Source organism: Microbacterium lacusdiani (genome assembly GCF_054779895.1).
On sequence record NZ_BAAGXJ010000003.1, the window covers coordinates 110541 to 126134 of the forward strand.

Here is a 15594-nt window from a genome sequence, read left to right on the forward strand (position 1 = left end):
TGACAGGGTGACGGACTCCGCAAAGCCTACCCTCCTGGTCGTCGACGGCCATTCGCTCGCCTACCGCGCGTTCTACGCGCTGCCGGTCGACAACTTCTCGACCAAGGACGGGCAGCACACGAACGGCATCTACGGGTTCCTGTCGATGTTCGTCAACCTTCTGAAGGCCGAGAAGCCGACCCACCTCGCGGTCGCCTTCGACACTTCGCGGGAGTCCTTCCGGACGCGCGAGTACACCGAGTACAAGGCCAACCGCTCCGAGACCCCGGCGGAGTTCAAGGGCCAGATCCCGCTCCTGCAGGAGTGCCTCGCCGCCATGGGCGTCACGGTCCTGCAGAAGGCGGACTACGAGGCCGACGACATCCTGGCGACCCTCGCGACGCGGGGAGCAGCCGAGGGCTTCAAGGTGCTGGTCTGCTCGGGCGACCGCGACACCATCCAGCTCGTCAACGACGACATCACGCTCCTGTATCCGTCCGTGCAGGGTGTCTCGCAGCTCAAGCGCTACGACCCCGCGGCGGTCGTCGAGAAGTACGGCCTCGCGCCGGAGTTCTACCCCGACATCGCCGCTCTCGTGGGCGAGACCAGCGACAACCTGCCCGGTGTGCCGAAGGTCGGCGAGAAGACCGCGGTGAAGTGGCTCACGCAGTTCGGCTCGCTCGACGCGCTGCTGGACGGCGCCGACACCATCAAGGGCGTCGTCGGAGGCAACCTGCGCGAGCACATCGAGGACGTCCGCCGCAACCGGCGGCTGAACCGTCTGCTGCGCGACGTCGAGCTCGAGTTCGGCCCCGCCGACCTCGCGGTCAAGCCGCTCGACGCCCAGGCCGTGCGGGACATCTTCGCCCGGCTCGAGTTCAGGACGCTGCTGCCGCGCGTGTTCGAGGCCGCCGGCGCCGTGATGGACGACGAGCCCGCCGCCGACGCCGAGCCGATGCCCGCGCCGCGCGAGCTCCCGGCCGCCGAGCTGGCCGCCTGGGTCGCGGCCGCACCGGGCGAGATCGGCGTGACGATCACGACGGCGGCCGGGCTGCCCGACCGCATCGGGCTCTCCACCGGGTCCGACGCGGTGGAGGCCGGCTGGTCAGAGGACGTCGCCTCAGCCCTGCGCGACTGGTTCGCATCCGACGCGCCCAAGGTGCTCACGGACGCCAAGCCGCAGGTGAAGGCGCTCGGCCGCGCAGGCGTCGTCGTGGGCGGGCTCGCCTTCGACAACCTGCTCGCCGGCTGGCTGCTGCGTCCGAGCCTCCCTGACCGCTCCCTCGGTCACCTCGTGGAGCGCTACCTCGGAGAGAAGCTCCCCGAGGCCGACCCGTCGCAGCTCGTGCCGGAGACCGAGGGCGCCACGCCGGGTCAGCTCTCCTGGTACACGCTGCGGGTCGCGGAGGGACTGCGGGGCGAGCTCCCGGATGCCGTGCGCACGGTGCTCACCGACATCGAGCTGCCGACGCTCGTCGCCCTGGCGGACATGGAGCTCGCCGGTGTCGCGGTGTCCCACGGCAAGCTGTCCGGCTTCTCGTCCGAGCTGGGCGCCCGCGCCGAGGCGCTCGCTCAGGAGGCCTACGCGGCGATCGGCCACGAAGTCAACCTCGGATCGCCCAAGCAGCTGCAGGAGGTGCTCTTCGAGGAGCTGCAGCTGCCCAAGACGCGCAAGACCAAGACCGGCTACACGACCGACGCCGCGGCCCTCGCCGACCTCCAGGAGAAGGCGCACCACCCGTTCCTCGACGTGCTCCTGCAGCACCGCGAGGCCACCAAGCTCAAGCAGATCATCGACGGCCTCGACGCCGCGATCGGCGACGACGGGCGGGTGCACACCACGTACGTGCAGACCGGCAGCCAGACCGGCCGCCTGTCGAGCACCGACCCCAATCTGCAGAACATCCCTGTGCGCACCGAGGAGTCGCGACGCATCCGCGCCGCGTTCGAGGTGGGCGAGGGGTACGAGGCCCTGCTGACGGCCGACTACTCGCAGATCGAGATGCGGATCATGGCGCACCTCTCGGGCGATCCCGGCCTGATCGAGGCGTTCAACTCGGGCGAGGACCTGCACCGCTTCGTCGGCGCGCGCGTCTTCGGCGTCGCGCCGGAGGACGTCACCGCCGCGATGCGCACGAAGGTCAAGGCCATGTCCTACGGCCTCGTGTACGGCCTGTCGGCGTTCGGCCTGTCGAAGCAGCTGCGCATCGAGCAGGCCGAGGCGAAGTCGCTCATGCTGGAGTACTTCGCGCGGTTCGGCGCGGTCCGCGATTACCTGCGCTCGTCGGTCGAGCAGGCCCGCGTGGACGGCTACACCGAGACGATCTTCGGGCGGCGGCGTCCGTTCCCGGACCTGACGAGCCCGAACCGCGTGCTCCGCGAGAACGCCGAGCGCGCCGCGCTGAACGCGCCCATCCAGGGCAGCGCGGCCGACATCATGAAGATCGCGCTGTTCCGCATCCACGACGACCTGCGCGGAATGGCCTCGCGCGTGCTGCTGCAGATCCACGACGAGCTCGTGGTCGAGGTGGCGCCGGGGGAGTGGGACGCAGTCGAGCGCATCGTGCGCGACCGGATGGGCAGCGCCGCCGAGCTCTCGGTGCCGCTCGACGTGCAGGTCGGGCGCGGCGCGGACTGGAACGAGGCCGCGCACTGAGCGCGGCGGACGAGGAGCGAGGATGACCGAGCGCACGCCCACCGAGATCGACCGCATCGCCGAGGGATGGGTGGACCGGGTCGTCGAGCTGTCGCCGATAGCCGCCACGTACATCGGCCGCAGCGAGGCGAACGACCGCTTCGACGACTTCAGCCTCGCGGGCCACGAGCGTGCGCAGGAGGCCGCGCGCCGGACGCTGGCGGCGCTCGACGCCGCGACGCCGTCCGACGACGTGGACCGGGTTACGCAGGCCGATCTCGGCGCCGAGCTGCGTCTGTCCGCCGAGCTGCACGAGGCCCGCTGGCACCTGCGCGACCTGAACGTGATCGCCAGCGCGGCGCAGGACATCCGGCAGGTGTACGACCTGATGCCCACGGACTCGGCCGACGACTGGGACGTCATCGCCCGCCGCCTGCGCGCCGTCCCGGCGGCCATCGACGGGTACATCGAGACGCTTTCCGAGGGCATCCGCCAGGCCGTCGTGCCCGCGGTGAGGCAGGTCCGCGAGGTGGCGGCGCAGATCCCGCGCTACACGGCTGAGGACGGCTTCTTCGCCTCGCTCGTCGCGGGTGCCGCGCCCGCGGACGGCGACCTCGCGACGTCGCTGCGCGCCGACCTGCAGCGCGGTGCGGAGGAGGCCCGTCGCGCGTACGACCGTCTCGCCGAGTTCCTCACCGGCGCACTCGCACCGGCCGCCACGGAGGCCGACGGCGTCGGACGCGAGCTCTACGCACTCCACTCGCGGCGCTTCCTCGGCGCGGCGATCGACCTCGACGAGACGTACGAGTGGGGCATCGAGGAGCTCGCGCGGATGACCTCCGAACAGGAGGCGATCGCGCGCGAGATCCTGCCCGGGGCGACCGTGGCGGAGGCCGTCGCCCACCTCGAGGGCGACCGGTCCCGCAAGCTGGTCGGCACCGAGGCCCTGCGCACCTGGATGCAGGAGACCAGCGACCGCGCCGTGGCCGAGCTGGGACGCACCCACTTCGACATCCCCGAGCCGGTCCGCCGCCTGGAGTGCATGATCGCGCCGACGCAGGAGGGCGGGATCTATTACACCGGACCGACCGACGACTTCTCGCGGCCCGGGCGGATGTGGTGGTCCGTGCCGGAGGGTGTCACGGAGTTCGACACGTGGCGCGAGCTCACCACCGTGTATCACGAGGGCGTGCCGGGGCACCATCTGCAGATCGGGCAGGCGGTCTACAACCGGGCTCAGCTGAACGCCTGGCGGCGCCTGCTCGCGGGCACGTCGGGGCACGCGGAGGGCTGGGCCCTGTACGCCGAGCGTCTCATGGAGCAGCTCGGCTACCTCGACGACCCCGCCGACCGCCTGGGCATGCTCGACGGACAGCGGATGCGCGCGGCGCGCGTCGTGCTCGACATCGGCGTGCACCTCGGCAAGCCGCGCCCGGATGGCGGCGGCGTCTGGGACGCCGACTACGCGCTCGACTTCATGCGCCGGAACGTGAACATGCCCGACGAGTTCATCCGGTTCGAGGTCAATCGCTACCTGGGATGGCCCGGTCAGGCGCCGTCCTACAAGGTCGGCCAGCGACTGTGGGAGCAGGTGCGGGACGAGTACCGCCGCGTGCGGGGCGCCGAGTTCTCGATGAAGGAGTTCCACAAGCGGGCGCTCGACCTCGGCGGCGTCGGCCTCGACACGCTGCGCACGGCGCTCGTCGGCTGACGGGAATACGCCGCACCCCCTCCGGTTACATGCGAGTGAATAGAGAGCGGGGAGCCTCATGGACATCGAACTCGGCCTGGACACCTTCGGCGACGTCACGCGCGGGACGGATGGCGAGCGCCTCAGCGACGCGGAGACCATCCGGAACATCGTCGCGCAGGCGAAGCTCGCCGACGAGGTGGGTCTGAAGTTCTTCGGCATCGGCGAGCACCATCGGCACGAGTTCGCCGTGTCGAGCCCGGAGATCGTGCTCGCGGCGATCGCCTCGGTCACGAAGGACATCCGCCTGGGTACGGCCGTGACGGTGCTCTCCAGCGACGACCCCGTGCGGGTCTATGAGCGGTTCGCGACTCTCGACGCGGTGTCGAATGGCCGCGCGGAGGTCATCCTGGGCCGCGGCTCGTTCATCGAGTCGTTCCCGCTCTTCGGCTACGACCTGCGCGACTACGAGGCGCTGTTCGAGGAGAAGCTCGATCTGTTCGTGCGCCTGATGACCGAGCAGCCGGTCACCTGGCAGGGCGCGATGCGGCCGCCCCTGCAGGAGGCGGACGTCTTCCCGAAGACGGCGAACGGCCTCACCGCCTGGGTCGGGGTCGGAGGATCGCCCGAATCGGTCGTGCGCACCGCGCGTCACGGGCTGGGCCTCATGCTCGCCATCATCGGCGGCGCTCCCGCACGGTTCCGCCCGTACGTCGACCTGTTCCACCGCTCCCTCGCGTCATACGAGAAGCCCGCCGCTCCGGTCGGGGTGCACTCGCCGGGCCACGTCGCCGACACGGACGAGGAGGCCTGGGACGAGCTGTACCCCGAGATGGCGGCCATGCGCGAGAAGATCGGGCGCGAGCGCGGCTGGGCCGGCGGTTACAACCGCGTCCAGTTCCAGAACGAGATCGGCATGGGCGGCGCCGTATACGCGGGCTCGCCCGAGCGCGTCGCGCAGAAGATCGCCGAGACCGTGCGCACGCTCGGCCTGACGAGGTTCGACCTGAAGTTCGCGAACGGCGGTCTCGAGCACGACAAGCTCATGAAGAGCATCGAGCTGTACGGCACGAAGGTCGCGCCGCGCGTGCGCGAGCTGCTGGCGGAGGAGCCGGCCTCCCGCTGAATGGTCGCTTCGACCATTAGGCTGGCGCCATGACGTCACCGTCCGCGCGCCTCGACTCGCTGCCGTTCACCCGCAAGCACCTGCGGCTGCTCACCGGATCCGGCATCGGGTGGGCCCTCGACGCCATGGACGTCGGCCTGATCTCGTTCATCCTCGCGGCGCTCGTGGCGGAGTGGCAGCTGACGCCGGCCGAGACCTCCTGGATCGCGTCGGTCGGCTTCATCGGCATGGCGGTCGGCGCCAGCGTCGGCGGCCTCCTCGCCGACCGCCTCGGCCGCCGGCAGGTGTTCGCGCTGACGCTGCTCGTCTACGGGCTCGCGACCGGAGCGAGCGCCCTGGTCGGGGGAGTGGCCGCGCTGCTCGTGCTGCGCTTCTTCGTGGGCCTGGGCCTCGGCTCCGAGCTGCCGGTCGCATCCACCTACGTCGCCGAGTTCGCGCCCGCGCGCATCCGCGGCCGGCTCGTCGTGATCCTCGAGGCGTTCTGGGCCGTCGGATGGACGGCGGCCGCGCTGATCGGGTACTTCGTCGTGCCGCTCGAGAACGGCTGGCGCTGGGCATTCGCGCTCGGCGCGATCCCCGCCGTGTACGCGCTGGTGGTGCGCTGGGCTCTGCCCGAATCGCCGCGCTTCCTCGAGAGCCGCGGGCGCGTTTCGGAGGCCGATGCGATCGTGCGGGACTTCGAGGCCTCCGCCGGCCGCGCGGTCACGCGCAGCGAGTCGCCCGTTGCACCGCCGGCCGGCGCGGGCGAGGCGGCTCCGCGCGGTCTCGCCGCTGTCGCCGCGCTGTGGTCGCCGGCGCTCCGGATGCGCACCGCCGCCATCTGGCTGGTCTGGTTCTGCGTGAACTTCTCGTACTACGGGGCGTTCATCTGGATCCCGACCATCCTCTTCAACCAGGGCTTCGACCTCGTGCGGTCGTTCGGGTTCACGCTGATCATCACGCTCGCGCAGCTGCCGGGCTATGCCGTCGCGGCCTGGCTGATCGAGGTGTGGGGCCGTCGCGCGACGCTCGCGACGTTCCTGGTCGGCTCCGCGGTCGCCGCCGTGCTGTTCGGGTCCTCGACGGAGCCCTGGCAGATCATCGCGAGCGGCATGGCGCTGTCGTTCTTCAACCTGGGTGCCTGGGGCGCCCTGTACGCCGTGACGCCGGAGCTGTACCCGACGACACTGCGCGCGACCGGCGCCGGCTGGGCCGCCGCGGTCGGCCGCATCGCGTCGATCGCGGCGCCGCTGTTCGTGCCGTGGGCGATGGAGCTCGGCGGGGCCCCGCTGCTGTTCGTGGTGTTCTCGATCTTCTTCGCGATCGCCGCGGTCGGTGTGATCCCGCTCGCCGACCGCCGCGGCCAGGCCCTCGACGAGCGCCTCACGGTCGCCTGATCCGGCCGCCGCCCCCTGAGCGGGCGGCATAGACTTGCGCCGTGACTGACGTGCGCTACGTCGCGATCGGCGACTCCTTCACCGAGGGCGTCGGCGACGAGCTCCCGGACGGCACGCCCCGCGGCTGGGCCGACCTGGTCGCCCAGGGCTGGGCCGACGCGACAGGCGCGCCGATCCGGTACGCCAACCTCGCCATCCGCGGACGGCTGGCATGGCCCATCGTCGAGGAGCAGCTCGAGGCGGCGCTGGCGCTCAAGCCGACGCACCTGTCGTTCAACGGCGGGGGCAACGACATGCTGCGGCCGCGCACCACGATCGCGCACATCGCCGACGCCTTCAGCCAGGTGCTGCGGCGCTGCGACGAGGAGGGCGTGCGGCTCATCCTGCTGTCGGGTGCCGACCCGACCCGCGGTCTGCCGCTCGGCGGACTGGTGCGCCGCCGAGGGGATCAGCTCTCGGCGGCCGTGATGGCGCGCGTCGCGGGACGGGACGACGTCATCCGCGCCCTCAACTGGCCCGACAAGGTGCTGGCGACCGGACCCTTCTGGTCGGAGGACCGCCTGCACATGAACACCCGCGGTCACCACCGGGTGGCGGCGCGCGTCCTCACCGCCCTGGGCTTCGAACCCGATCCGACCTGGTGGGACCTCCCGGTGGAGGACTCGGGCGTGCGGCTCCGCGGCGCGCACTACTACCGCACGCATGTGGGCCCGTGGCTGAAGCGCCGTCTCACGCGCACGTCCTCCGGCGACGGCCGGATCGCCAAGTTCGGCGAGTGGCAGACGATCCAGCCTTCATTCAGTGGAATGGAATCGGCCGGCGAGGGGTTGGCGTCATCGTGAAGAAGATCGGATTCCTCTCGTTCGGCCACTGGACGCCGCATCCGGAGTCGGGCACCCGCAGCGCGGGCGACATGCTCCTGCAGGCGATCGACCTCGCGCAGGCCGTCGAGGACATCGGCGCCGACGGCGCGTACTTCCGCGTGCACCACTTCGCGCGGCAGATGAGCTCGCCGTTCCCGCTGCTGGCGGCGATCGGCGCGCGGACGTCCCGCATCGAGCTCGGCACCGGCGTGATCGACATGCGGTACGAGAACCCGATGTACATGGTCGAGGACGCCGGCTCGGCGGACCTGATCTCGGGCGGGCGCCTGCAGCTCGGCGTTTCGCGTGGCTCACCCGAGCAGGTCATCGACGGCTGGAAGTACTTCGGGTACTCGGGCGCCGAGGACGACCCGGACGGCGCCGAGCTGGCGCGGCGCAAGACCGAGATCTTCCTGCAGCTGCTCGAGGGTCAGGGCTTCGCCGAGCCGAACCCGCGCCCGATGTTCCCGAACCCGCCGGGACTGCTCCGGCTCGAGCCCCACTCCGACGGTCTCCGCGAGCGGATCTGGTGGGGCGCCGGCTCCAATGCGACCGCGCGCTGGGCCGCCGAGAAGGGCATGAACCTCATGAGCTCGACCCTGAAGTGGGATGAGACCGGCGCGCCCTTCCACGTGCAGCAGGCCGAGCAGATCCGCGAGTTCCGCGACGAGTGGACCAAGCACGACTGGGGCTTCGAGCCGCGCGTGTCCGTGTCGCGCTCGATCGTCGCGATCACGAACGACATGGACCGCCGCTACTTCCTCGGGGGCGGCGACCGCGAGGACCAGGTCGGCTACATCGAGCCCGGCACGCGCGCGATCTTCGGCCGCTCCTACACCGCTGAGCCGGACGAGCTGATCGAGGAGCTCCGCCGCGACGAGGCGATCGCCGAGGCCGACACGCTGCTGATCACGATCCCGAGCCAGCTCGGCGTCGACTACAACACCCATCTGATCGAGTCGATCCTCACGCACGTGGCACCCGCGCTCGGCTGGCGCTGAGCGACGCGTCCGCTACCGGGGGCGGCCCCGCGCGGTGCGATACTGACGCGGATGAGATCACACGACGTCGTGATGCGCTGGTTCACCGACGAGCTGACCAGCGGGCGCCTGCACGTGGGCGACCAGCTGCCGGGGGAGCGCGCGCTGGCCGAGCAGCTCGGTCTGTCGCGCGGCACGCTGCGGGAGGCCCTGCGGGTGCTCGAGGTGCTCGGCGCGATCGAGTCCGGCACGGGTTCGGGCCCGCGGGCCGGGACGTTCGTGACGGCATCCCACGGGCCGGCGATCAGCACGGTGTTCCGGCTGCAGATGGCCACCCGGCAGGTGTCGCCCGAGGACGTGTTCCGGGTGCGGCTCGCGCTCGAGACGCAGGCCGCCTCCCAGTCGCGGCCCGAGCAGGGGGACTGGGGCGCGGCAGCCGCCCTGCTCGGACGGATGGACGATCCCGAGCTGCCCATGGCGGAGTTCCTTCGGCTCGACGCGGAGTTCCACGTGCTGTGCTCGCGCACCGCCGGGAACACGCTGCTCAGCGTGCTCATGGACGCGCTGCGGCTCGTGATCTCGGACCACACGCTCGAGCGCGCGGCCGCTCTGAGCGACTGGCGCGGCACCGTGGACCGGCTCCAGCGCGAGCATCGGGCGATCCTCGACGCCCTGCGCTCGGGCCGCGGAGACCTCGCGGCAGAGCACCTCGAGCGCCACATCACCGGGTACTACGGGCTGACCGCGGCAGCAGCGCGCTAGGGCGGCACCCGAATCCGCTTTGACGTGGAGCGGCGTCGAGCGCTATGGTTCATGTGGTCCAACCACATAGCCCGTGGTCGGACGAAGTGCGGATCTCGAAGAGGAGCTGTCCCCGTGACCATCACAGACAAGGCCCGAGCCACGGGCACGCCGCCCGCCGAGCGGCTCAACTACAAGGTGCTGCTCGGGAGCCTCTCCGGCAGCGTGATCGAGTGGTTCGACTTCCTCGTCTACGGGACGGTCGCCGCACTGGTCTTCAGCAAGACCTATTTCGTGACCGACAGCGAGTTCGTCTCGATGATGTTCTCGATGGCGTCCTTCGCCCTCACGTTCTTCTTCCGTCCCGTGGGCGGCGTGATCTTCGCGCACATCGGCGACCGCATCGGCCGCAAGAAGACGCTGTTCATCACGCTGATGCTGATGGGTGGCGGAACGGTCCTGATCGGACTTCTGCCCGACTACGGCACGATCGGCATCGCGGCGCCCATCCTGCTGATCCTGATGCGCATCCTGCAGGGCATCGGCATCGGCGGCGAGTGGGGCGGCGCGCTGCTGCTCGCGTACGAGTACGCGCCGCGCAACCGCCGCGGCCTCTACGGCGCCGTGCCGCAGATGGGCATCAGCATCGGTCTGGCGCTCGCATCCGGGGTCGTGGCGCTGCTCACGCTGATGCCCCCGGACCAGTTCCTGTCCTGGGGCTGGCGCATCCCGTTCGTGGGCAGCGTCGTGCTGCTGGCGATCGGCGTCTGGATCCGCTCGAGCCTCGACGAGACCCCCGAGTTCAAGCGGGTGCAGCAGTCGGGCGCGGTCGTGAAGCTCCCGATCGCCGAGGTCTTCCGCAAGCACTGGCGGGCCGTCCTGGTCTCGATCGGCGCGAAGGCGACCGAGACCGGCCCGTTCTACATCTTCGGCACGTACGTGATCGCCTATGCGGCCGGCCTGGGCGTCGAGAACAACATCGTGCTCACGGCCGTCACGGCGGCCGCCGTGGTCGCGACCGTGTGGATGCCGCTGTTCGGCCGGATCTCCGACTCGATTCCCCGCGCCCTGCTGTACCGCGTGGTCGCGATCGCGACGATCGTGTACGCGTTCCCGTACTACTGGATCCTCAACGTGGGGGAGACGTGGGCGGTGTTCCTCGCCACGATGATCGGCTTCGGCCTGCTGTGGGGCAGCGTGAACGCGATCCTCGGCACCCTGATCGCCGAGAACTTCAGCCCGGAGATCCGCTACTCGGGCGCGACGCTCGGCTACCAGGTGGGCGCCGCGATCTTCGGCGGCACCGCGCCGCTCATCGCGACCGCGCTCAAGGAGGCGACCGGGGGCGCGTGGTGGCCCATCTCGATCTACGTGATCGTGTGCGCGCTGCTCGGTCTCGTCGCGTCGTTCTTCGTCAAGCACGTCGCGCACCGCGAGATCTGATCCCGCTCAAGAGGCCCCGCGCGCATCGCGCCCGGGGCCTCTTGCGTGCCGCGACGGCTCAGCCGGCGTCCGCGCCCCGGTACCCGACGAACCAGGTCGGCTCGATCCGGTACATCCGGATGTCGTCGCCCCACGTGGTGGGATCAGACCCGTAGTGCGCGGCCCAGTGCGCGATCGTCTCGTCCCAGGCGGGATCCGCCGGCGTCAGCTCGACCGCGGTGCCGTGGCAGAAGACGCCGATCCGCTCGCCGTCGACGTGCGCCGCGCTGACCGCCGGGCGTGCGGCCAGGTGACGCGCCTTGGCTGCACGTCCGTCGGTGCCGAAGGTCCAGCGGCCGTGCAGGAAGTGCCCGTCCACCGCGCTCACGCGCGGCTCGCCCTTCGCGGTCACGGTCGCGAGGCTCAGCACCTTCATGCCGGTGAGCGCGTCGACGATCTGCGGCGCGGTCATCACGTGGTTGCCGGAGATGATCGCGCGCAGGTGGGGCGTGGCGCCGGCGCGCGAGGAGTCGATCAGCCGCTGCAGCGACTCCACTTCTTCGGGGGTCTCGTACATGGCGCCGACGCTAGTCGCGGGTGCCGACATCCGCACCGGCATCGCCTGCGGGCAGCGGGGTGCCCTGATGGTGCAGCAGGCGCCACGCACCGTCCCCGCGTCGCCAGATCGAGGTGCGGCGGGCGCGGCGCCCTCCGCGCGTGCTGATCCATTCGGCGAGCACGAGCCCGGGGGCGATCATCCGCCCCTGGAGGTCATCGACGCGGATCGGGCCGTCGCCGTCCGTCTGGCTCGCCAGCAGCTCCAGGATCTCGTCGCGCCCCCACCGGCGTCGGATGCGCCGATCTCGGCGAAGTCGGCGGACAGAAGACCCTGGACGCGGGTGGCGTCGCGGCGCACCTCCGGGGACTGCAGCTCGCGCTCGAGCCCCAGCACCTCGTCGACCGCCCCGTTCTCGAAGCCCTCGCGTCGTCGGCGCTCCTCGAGCGTCTCCAGCTCCTGGAACAGGGTGAGCTGGAGCCCGTCCGGCGCCCGGAGGCGTGAGTTGAGCGAGCGCCAGGGCGTCTCGCGGGGCGAGGCCTCGACCGCCGCGCCGCCCTGCTCGAGGCGCCGGGTCATGCCGTCGGCGTCGTCGACCTCGAACGCGATGCGGAGCGGGTCGCTGACGCCGCCGTCGGTCTCCACGCGGTCGATCAGGGCGACCTGCGCGCGATTCGAGATCTCGAGCGTCGCCTCGCCGGCGAGCAGGATCGCGACGCGGGCGTCGCCCTCGCCGTTGAACGCGGCCTGCTCGGTCATGCCGCCGACGTCGCGATAGAAGCCGACGGCCTGATCGAAATCGTCCACGGCCACGACGAGGCGCATCTGGCGGACGGGGGACGGTGCGTCTTCGCTCATGGCGTCCACGCTAGGAGCCGCCGAGGGGGAGTGGGCCCGGATCAGCGACATCGGCCGCACCTCGGTCGACACGGGGGAGGATGGACGGATGCAGGACATCGAGCTGGCGCGGATCCCGTCGGGCACGGTGATGCTTTACGACGCGCGCCGGAAACTGAGGCGGATGGTGAGTCTCGAGCCGTTCGAGATCGGGGTGTTCGCGGTCACGCAGGAGCAGATATCCGAGCTGCTCGGCGAGGGGGAGGAGCACCCGCACCCCCGTCGCCCGGCGGTCGATGTCAGCTGGCAGCGTGCCATCCGGTTCTGCAACGCGGCCTCGGAGTGGGAGGGGCTCGACCCCGCGTACACGTTCGACGGCGAGGACGTCACCTGGCACGTGGACTCGGACGGCTATCGCCTGCCCACCGAGGCGGAGTGGGAGTACGCCTGCCGCGCAGGGTCCACGGGGCCCCACTACGGCCTGTTGCGCGACGTCGCGTGGACGGCGGCGGATGGGGCCTCCTCGCCCCGGGACGTCGGCGGCAAGATGCCGAACCTGTTCGGCCTGTTCGACACGCTCGGCAACGTGTGGGAGTGGTGCTGGGACCTGCTCGATCCGGCGCGCTACGGCGACTACCGGGTGTTCCGTGGCGGAGGGTTCGCCGACGAGTCGTACAACGTGCGCGCCTCGGTGCGCCGCGGCGGCGGACCCCGCATGCACCACGACGACCTCGGCTTCCGGGTCGCGCGAGGCGGCTTCGACGCGCGCGACGAGGCCCAGGGCTGGTCGGCGGCAGCCGACCGCGAGCGCGCACTGCAGGACGGGCCGCTCCCGACCGGGTGGACGCCGCTGCGCTGATCTGCGTGGGCCCTGCCGTCGGCGGCGGCGGTTCAGAACGGCGCGGTCTCTTCGATCTCGACCGGGGGCGGATCGGGGTCTGTCGCATCGAGTTCGGCCATGAAGCGCACCGCCGGCGCGGGGCGGTCGGTGATGCGGCGTCCGGTGGGGCTCGTCCAGATCATGACTCCGCCGCGTCCGTGCTCGAGACCCCATGCGCCGTGGTGCTTGAGCATGTGGTGCGCACGACAGAGCGCCGAGAGGTTGCACACCGCGGTCTGGCCGCCCTCGCTGTGAGCATGGGAGTGGTCGAGGTCGCACCGGTGGATCGGCTGCCGGCAACCCGGGAACCTGCAGTGCTCGTCGCGCGCGGCGAGGAAGCGGCGCTGGGCGGCGGTCGGCGTGTATGCGTCGACTGTGCGGAGGCACCCGGTGTCGGGATCCATGAACAGTCGCGCCCAGGTGGGGGTGTCAGCGGCGAGGCGGCGGGCGATGTCGGGGGAGACGGGCCCGTGCCCGGCCAGGAACGCGGCGTCGTCGCCGAGGCCTGTGAGCGTCTCGGCGGGGATCGTGATCTGCACGGAGCCGCGGATCGCCGCCAGCGCGTTGCCGCCGGTCGCATCGGACACCTGCGCGGTGGGGTGCCCGGTGAGCGCGAGGTCGGCGAACACGTCGGCCCTGATCTGCGCGAGCGTGCGCTCATCGACCGGGTCGCCGTCCTCGACGGCGAGGTCGTCGACGACGGGCCCGTACGCGCGACGCGCCTCGTCGCGTGCGGCGCGCCGGATCGTGAGCCCCATCTGGGTGAGCCGGTCCTGGATCGCGTGCGCCCGCACCGACTCGACGACCGCGTGGAACTCGCTCATCCCATCGCCGAGGTCGTCCACCCAGGTGCACCGCCGCGCGCGGGCGGTCTCGTGCCGCTCGACGACCGACGTGGGCTCCACCCGCTCGGCAACGGCGTGCGCGACCGGTCGCAGCCGGCCCGGCGTCAGCGACTCGGCGCGATCGAGCACGACCTGCTCGTACCGGGCCCGCGCGCGCTCATCGTCGAGCCGCAGCCCGGCATCCACGATCACGTCGGCGTGCGCGCGGGAGATCCGCCCCTCCGACAGGGCGGCGTACGTCGCGGGGAAGTCGGTCGTGAGGATCGCGGCACCGTTCATCCGGCTGCGGATCGTGCCGTCGGCCGCGTTGGTCGCGGTGGCGATGTCGGCCGCGATCGCCCGCAGCGGCAGCGCATACGACGACGACGGATCGAGCTCGGCCATGATCTCCACCGCGATCGCCTGCCCCGCCGCAAGGAAGTGCGCCTTCATCGCCTCGAGCTGCGCGATCATCCGATCCGCGGTCGCCACCCCCGTGATGACCGCCTGCAGCGCCTCACGCCGGGCGGGATCCAGGTCCCATCGCTCCGCGAAACTCTGCTTGACCATGGACCCAGTCTCCCACGAGGGTCGGACATCCGTTCGAATGTCCCCGCATTGTGGAGAACTCGACGGGATCCGGTTGAGGCGTTCGGCTTCCGCGTCCGGGCCGCCGGCACGGTCCGATACGATCGCGAGCAGGCCTCCGATCGCTGACCCGCTCGCGGCCTCGGTGGCGCGCGCTCAGTTCGCCGGGATGTCTGCGAGCACTCGATCGATCCATGCGTGGCGGCGGAGGTCGCGCACCTCAGCGAACGTGAACCAGCGCGTCTCGATCAGTTCCTGCTCTTCAAGCACGATGGCGGTCGTGTCGAGGCGGCATTCGTACGCGGTCGTCACGTAGGCGACCTCATCGCCGTTCGGATAGACGTTGGTGAGCTCCGGACCGCCGTAGGCGCCGATCACCCGCACGATGGACGGAGCCACACCGAGCTCTTCGCGGACTTCGCGCTCCAGCGCTGCTCGGGGATCCTCTCCAGGCTCGACTCCTCCACCGACGAAGCTCCACAACCCGGAGTCGCGGTGGCGCGCCAGCAGCAGCTGATCCCCGTGTCGGATGACCGCGGTGACTGCGGGAAGAAGAAGCAGGTCCCGTCCGATCCGATCGCGGATCGCGCGGACGTAGGGCGACATCGGCATTCATCGACCATATGCGCCGCAGGGCGCCCGACGACCACGCCTGGATCGGGACGCGCCGAGGTCCTAGCGTGGCGGCATGCTCATCGTGGGGTCGATCGTCATCCGGGTGAGGGACATCGCCGTGCAGACGGAGTTCTGGACCCGGGTCCTCGACTACGAGGTGTGCGACCCATCCGACGACGACTTCGTCGTGCTCATCCCTCGCCGCGGTGCGGGGCCCAACGTCTCGCTCGACGCCGCGCCGTCGGAGCGGGTGCTTGCGCCGCGCACGCATCTGGATCTCTATGCCGAGGACCAGTCGGCCGAGGTGCGCCGGCTGATCGGCCTCGGCGCGTCGGAGGTGCGATGGTCGAAGCGCCCCGCCGACGCCGACTACGTCATCCTCGAGGCCCCCGAGGGCAATCGCTTCTGCGTGATCGACGCCGCGGGCTGGCACGGCTGGGCCGCCCACCGCGAGCGGTGAGCAGAGCGCAGGTGACAACCGG

At 71.1% G+C, this 15594-nt stretch carries 15 protein-coding genes; 10 read left to right on the forward strand and 5 right to left on the reverse strand.

What is annotated here, in order from left to right; translation table 11 throughout:
• The first annotated feature begins 7 nt into the window (after positions 1-7).
• The 8 genes from polA to ACYVGN_RS02645 all read left to right on the forward strand — a co-directional run bounded on the left by polA (position 8) and on the right by ACYVGN_RS02645 (position 10833).
• Positions 8-2635, forward strand: a complete 2628-nt coding sequence (gene polA, locus ACYVGN_RS02610) for a DNA polymerase I (RefSeq protein WP_460788587.1) — start codon at positions 8-10, stop codon at positions 2633-2635.
• 22 nt (positions 2636-2657) lie between these two features.
• A complete protein-coding gene (locus ACYVGN_RS02615; protein WP_460788589.1) occupies positions 2658-4325 on the forward strand; it encodes a DUF885 domain-containing protein in 1668 nt (555 codons plus the stop codon).
• A gap of 58 nt (positions 4326-4383) precedes the next feature.
• Entirely contained in the window at positions 4384-5430 is a 1047-nt protein-coding gene (locus ACYVGN_RS02620; RefSeq protein WP_134745096.1) for an LLM class flavin-dependent oxidoreductase, read from the forward strand.
• A gap of 29 nt (positions 5431-5459) precedes the next feature.
• Positions 5460-6806: an MFS transporter gene (locus ACYVGN_RS02625; protein ID WP_460788592.1), complete on the forward strand. Its 1347-nt coding sequence runs from the start codon at positions 5460-5462 to the stop codon at positions 6804-6806.
• A gap of 41 nt (positions 6807-6847) precedes the next feature.
• On the forward strand, positions 6848-7648 hold the full coding sequence (locus ACYVGN_RS02630; protein WP_460788593.1) for an SGNH/GDSL hydrolase family protein: 801 nt from the start codon (positions 6848-6850) through the stop codon (positions 7646-7648).
• Positions 7645-8670, forward strand: a complete 1026-nt coding sequence (locus tag ACYVGN_RS02635; protein WP_460788595.1) for an LLM class flavin-dependent oxidoreductase — start codon at positions 7645-7647, stop codon at positions 8668-8670. The genes ACYVGN_RS02630 and ACYVGN_RS02635 overlap by 4 nt, the downstream gene beginning before the upstream one ends.
• A gap of 51 nt (positions 8671-8721) precedes the next feature.
• Entirely contained in the window at positions 8722-9411 is a 690-nt protein-coding gene (locus tag ACYVGN_RS02640; RefSeq protein WP_055988253.1) for a FadR/GntR family transcriptional regulator, read from the forward strand.
• Between the two features lie 114 nt (positions 9412-9525).
• The gene (locus ACYVGN_RS02645; RefSeq protein WP_460788598.1) at positions 9526-10833 is read left to right on the forward strand and encodes an MFS transporter; all 1308 of its coding nucleotides are present in this window, start codon (positions 9526-9528) and stop codon (positions 10831-10833) included.
• A 58-nt stretch (positions 10834-10891) separates the two neighbouring features.
• Here the strand turns inward: ACYVGN_RS02645 and ACYVGN_RS02650 are convergent, their stop codons facing one another.
• From ACYVGN_RS02650 to ACYVGN_RS02660, 3 genes are read right to left on the reverse strand one after another with little or no spacing between them, the layout of a single operon-like run.
• Positions 10892-11389 (reverse strand): pyridoxamine 5'-phosphate oxidase family protein, encoded by a 498-nt coding sequence (locus ACYVGN_RS02650; RefSeq protein ID WP_460788599.1) that lies wholly within the window; start codon positions 11387-11389, stop codon positions 10892-10894.
• Between the two features lie 10 nt (positions 11390-11399).
• A complete protein-coding gene (locus tag ACYVGN_RS02655) occupies positions 11400-11570 on the reverse strand; it encodes a hypothetical protein (protein WP_460788601.1) in 171 nt (56 codons plus the stop codon).
• Entirely contained in the window at positions 11567-12226 is a 660-nt protein-coding gene (locus ACYVGN_RS02660; protein ID WP_460788603.1) for a VOC family protein, read from the reverse strand. Before ACYVGN_RS02660 ends, ACYVGN_RS02655 begins: the two co-directional genes overlap by 4 nt.
• Positions 12227-12314: 88 nt before the next feature.
• On the opposite strand from ACYVGN_RS02660, the gene ACYVGN_RS02665 reads away from it, so the two are divergent.
• On the forward strand, positions 12315-13064 hold the full coding sequence (locus tag ACYVGN_RS02665) for a formylglycine-generating enzyme family protein (protein ID WP_460789209.1): 750 nt from the start codon (positions 12315-12317) through the stop codon (positions 13062-13064).
• A 32-nt stretch (positions 13065-13096) separates the two neighbouring features.
• Here ACYVGN_RS02665 and ACYVGN_RS02670 read toward each other — a convergent pair whose 3' ends face one another.
• Complete coding sequence (locus ACYVGN_RS02670; RefSeq protein WP_460788604.1) at positions 13097-14479, reverse strand: HNH endonuclease signature motif containing protein; 1383 nt, start codon at positions 14477-14479, stop codon at positions 13097-13099.
• Between the two features lie 174 nt (positions 14480-14653).
• The gene (locus ACYVGN_RS02675; RefSeq protein ID WP_055988690.1) at positions 14654-15109 is read right to left on the reverse strand and encodes an NUDIX domain-containing protein; all 456 of its coding nucleotides are present in this window, start codon (positions 15107-15109) and stop codon (positions 14654-14656) included.
• 76 nt (positions 15110-15185) lie between these two features.
• Between ACYVGN_RS02675 and ACYVGN_RS02680 the strand changes: the two genes are divergently transcribed.
• Positions 15186-15572 carry a VOC family protein gene (locus ACYVGN_RS02680; RefSeq protein WP_460788606.1) on the forward strand — a complete coding sequence of 129 codons (387 nt, stop codon included), beginning with the start codon at positions 15186-15188 and terminating at the stop codon, positions 15570-15572.
• The last annotated feature ends 22 nt before the right edge of the window (positions 15573-15594 follow it).

Bases quoted from the DNA above. Each gene is read 5' to 3' on its own strand.
- ACYVGN_RS02615 (WP_460788589.1), top strand. From the start codon at position 2,658: ATGACCGAGCGCACGCCCACCGAGATCGACCGCATCGCCGAGGGATGG.
- ACYVGN_RS02620 (WP_134745096.1), top strand. From the start codon at position 4,384: ATGGACATCGAACTCGGCCTGGACACCTTCGGCGACGTCACGCGCGGG.
- ACYVGN_RS02625 (WP_460788592.1), top strand. From the start codon at position 5,460: ATGACGTCACCGTCCGCGCGCCTCGACTCGCTGCCGTTCACCCGCAAG.
- ACYVGN_RS02640 (WP_055988253.1), top strand. From the start codon at position 8,722: ATGAGATCACACGACGTCGTGATGCGCTGGTTCACCGACGAGCTGACC.
- ACYVGN_RS02650 (WP_460788599.1), bottom strand. From the start codon at position 11,389: ATGTACGAGACCCCCGAAGAAGTGGAGTCGCTGCAGCGGCTGATCGAC.
- ACYVGN_RS02655 (WP_460788601.1), bottom strand. From the start codon at position 11,570: ATGATCGCCCCCGGGCTCGTGCTCGCCGAATGGATCAGCACGCGCGGA.
- ACYVGN_RS02660 (WP_460788603.1), bottom strand. From the start codon at position 12,226: ATGAGCGAAGACGCACCGTCCCCCGTCCGCCAGATGCGCCTCGTCGTG.
- ACYVGN_RS02665 (WP_460789209.1), top strand. From the start codon at position 12,315: ATGCAGGACATCGAGCTGGCGCGGATCCCGTCGGGCACGGTGATGCTT.
- ACYVGN_RS02670 (WP_460788604.1), bottom strand. From the start codon at position 14,479: ATGGTCAAGCAGAGTTTCGCGGAGCGATGGGACCTGGATCCCGCCCGG.
- ACYVGN_RS02675 (WP_055988690.1), bottom strand. From the start codon at position 15,109: ATGCCGATGTCGCCCTACGTCCGCGCGATCCGCGATCGGATCGGACGG.
- ACYVGN_RS02680 (WP_460788606.1), top strand. From the start codon at position 15,186: ATGCTCATCGTGGGGTCGATCGTCATCCGGGTGAGGGACATCGCCGTG.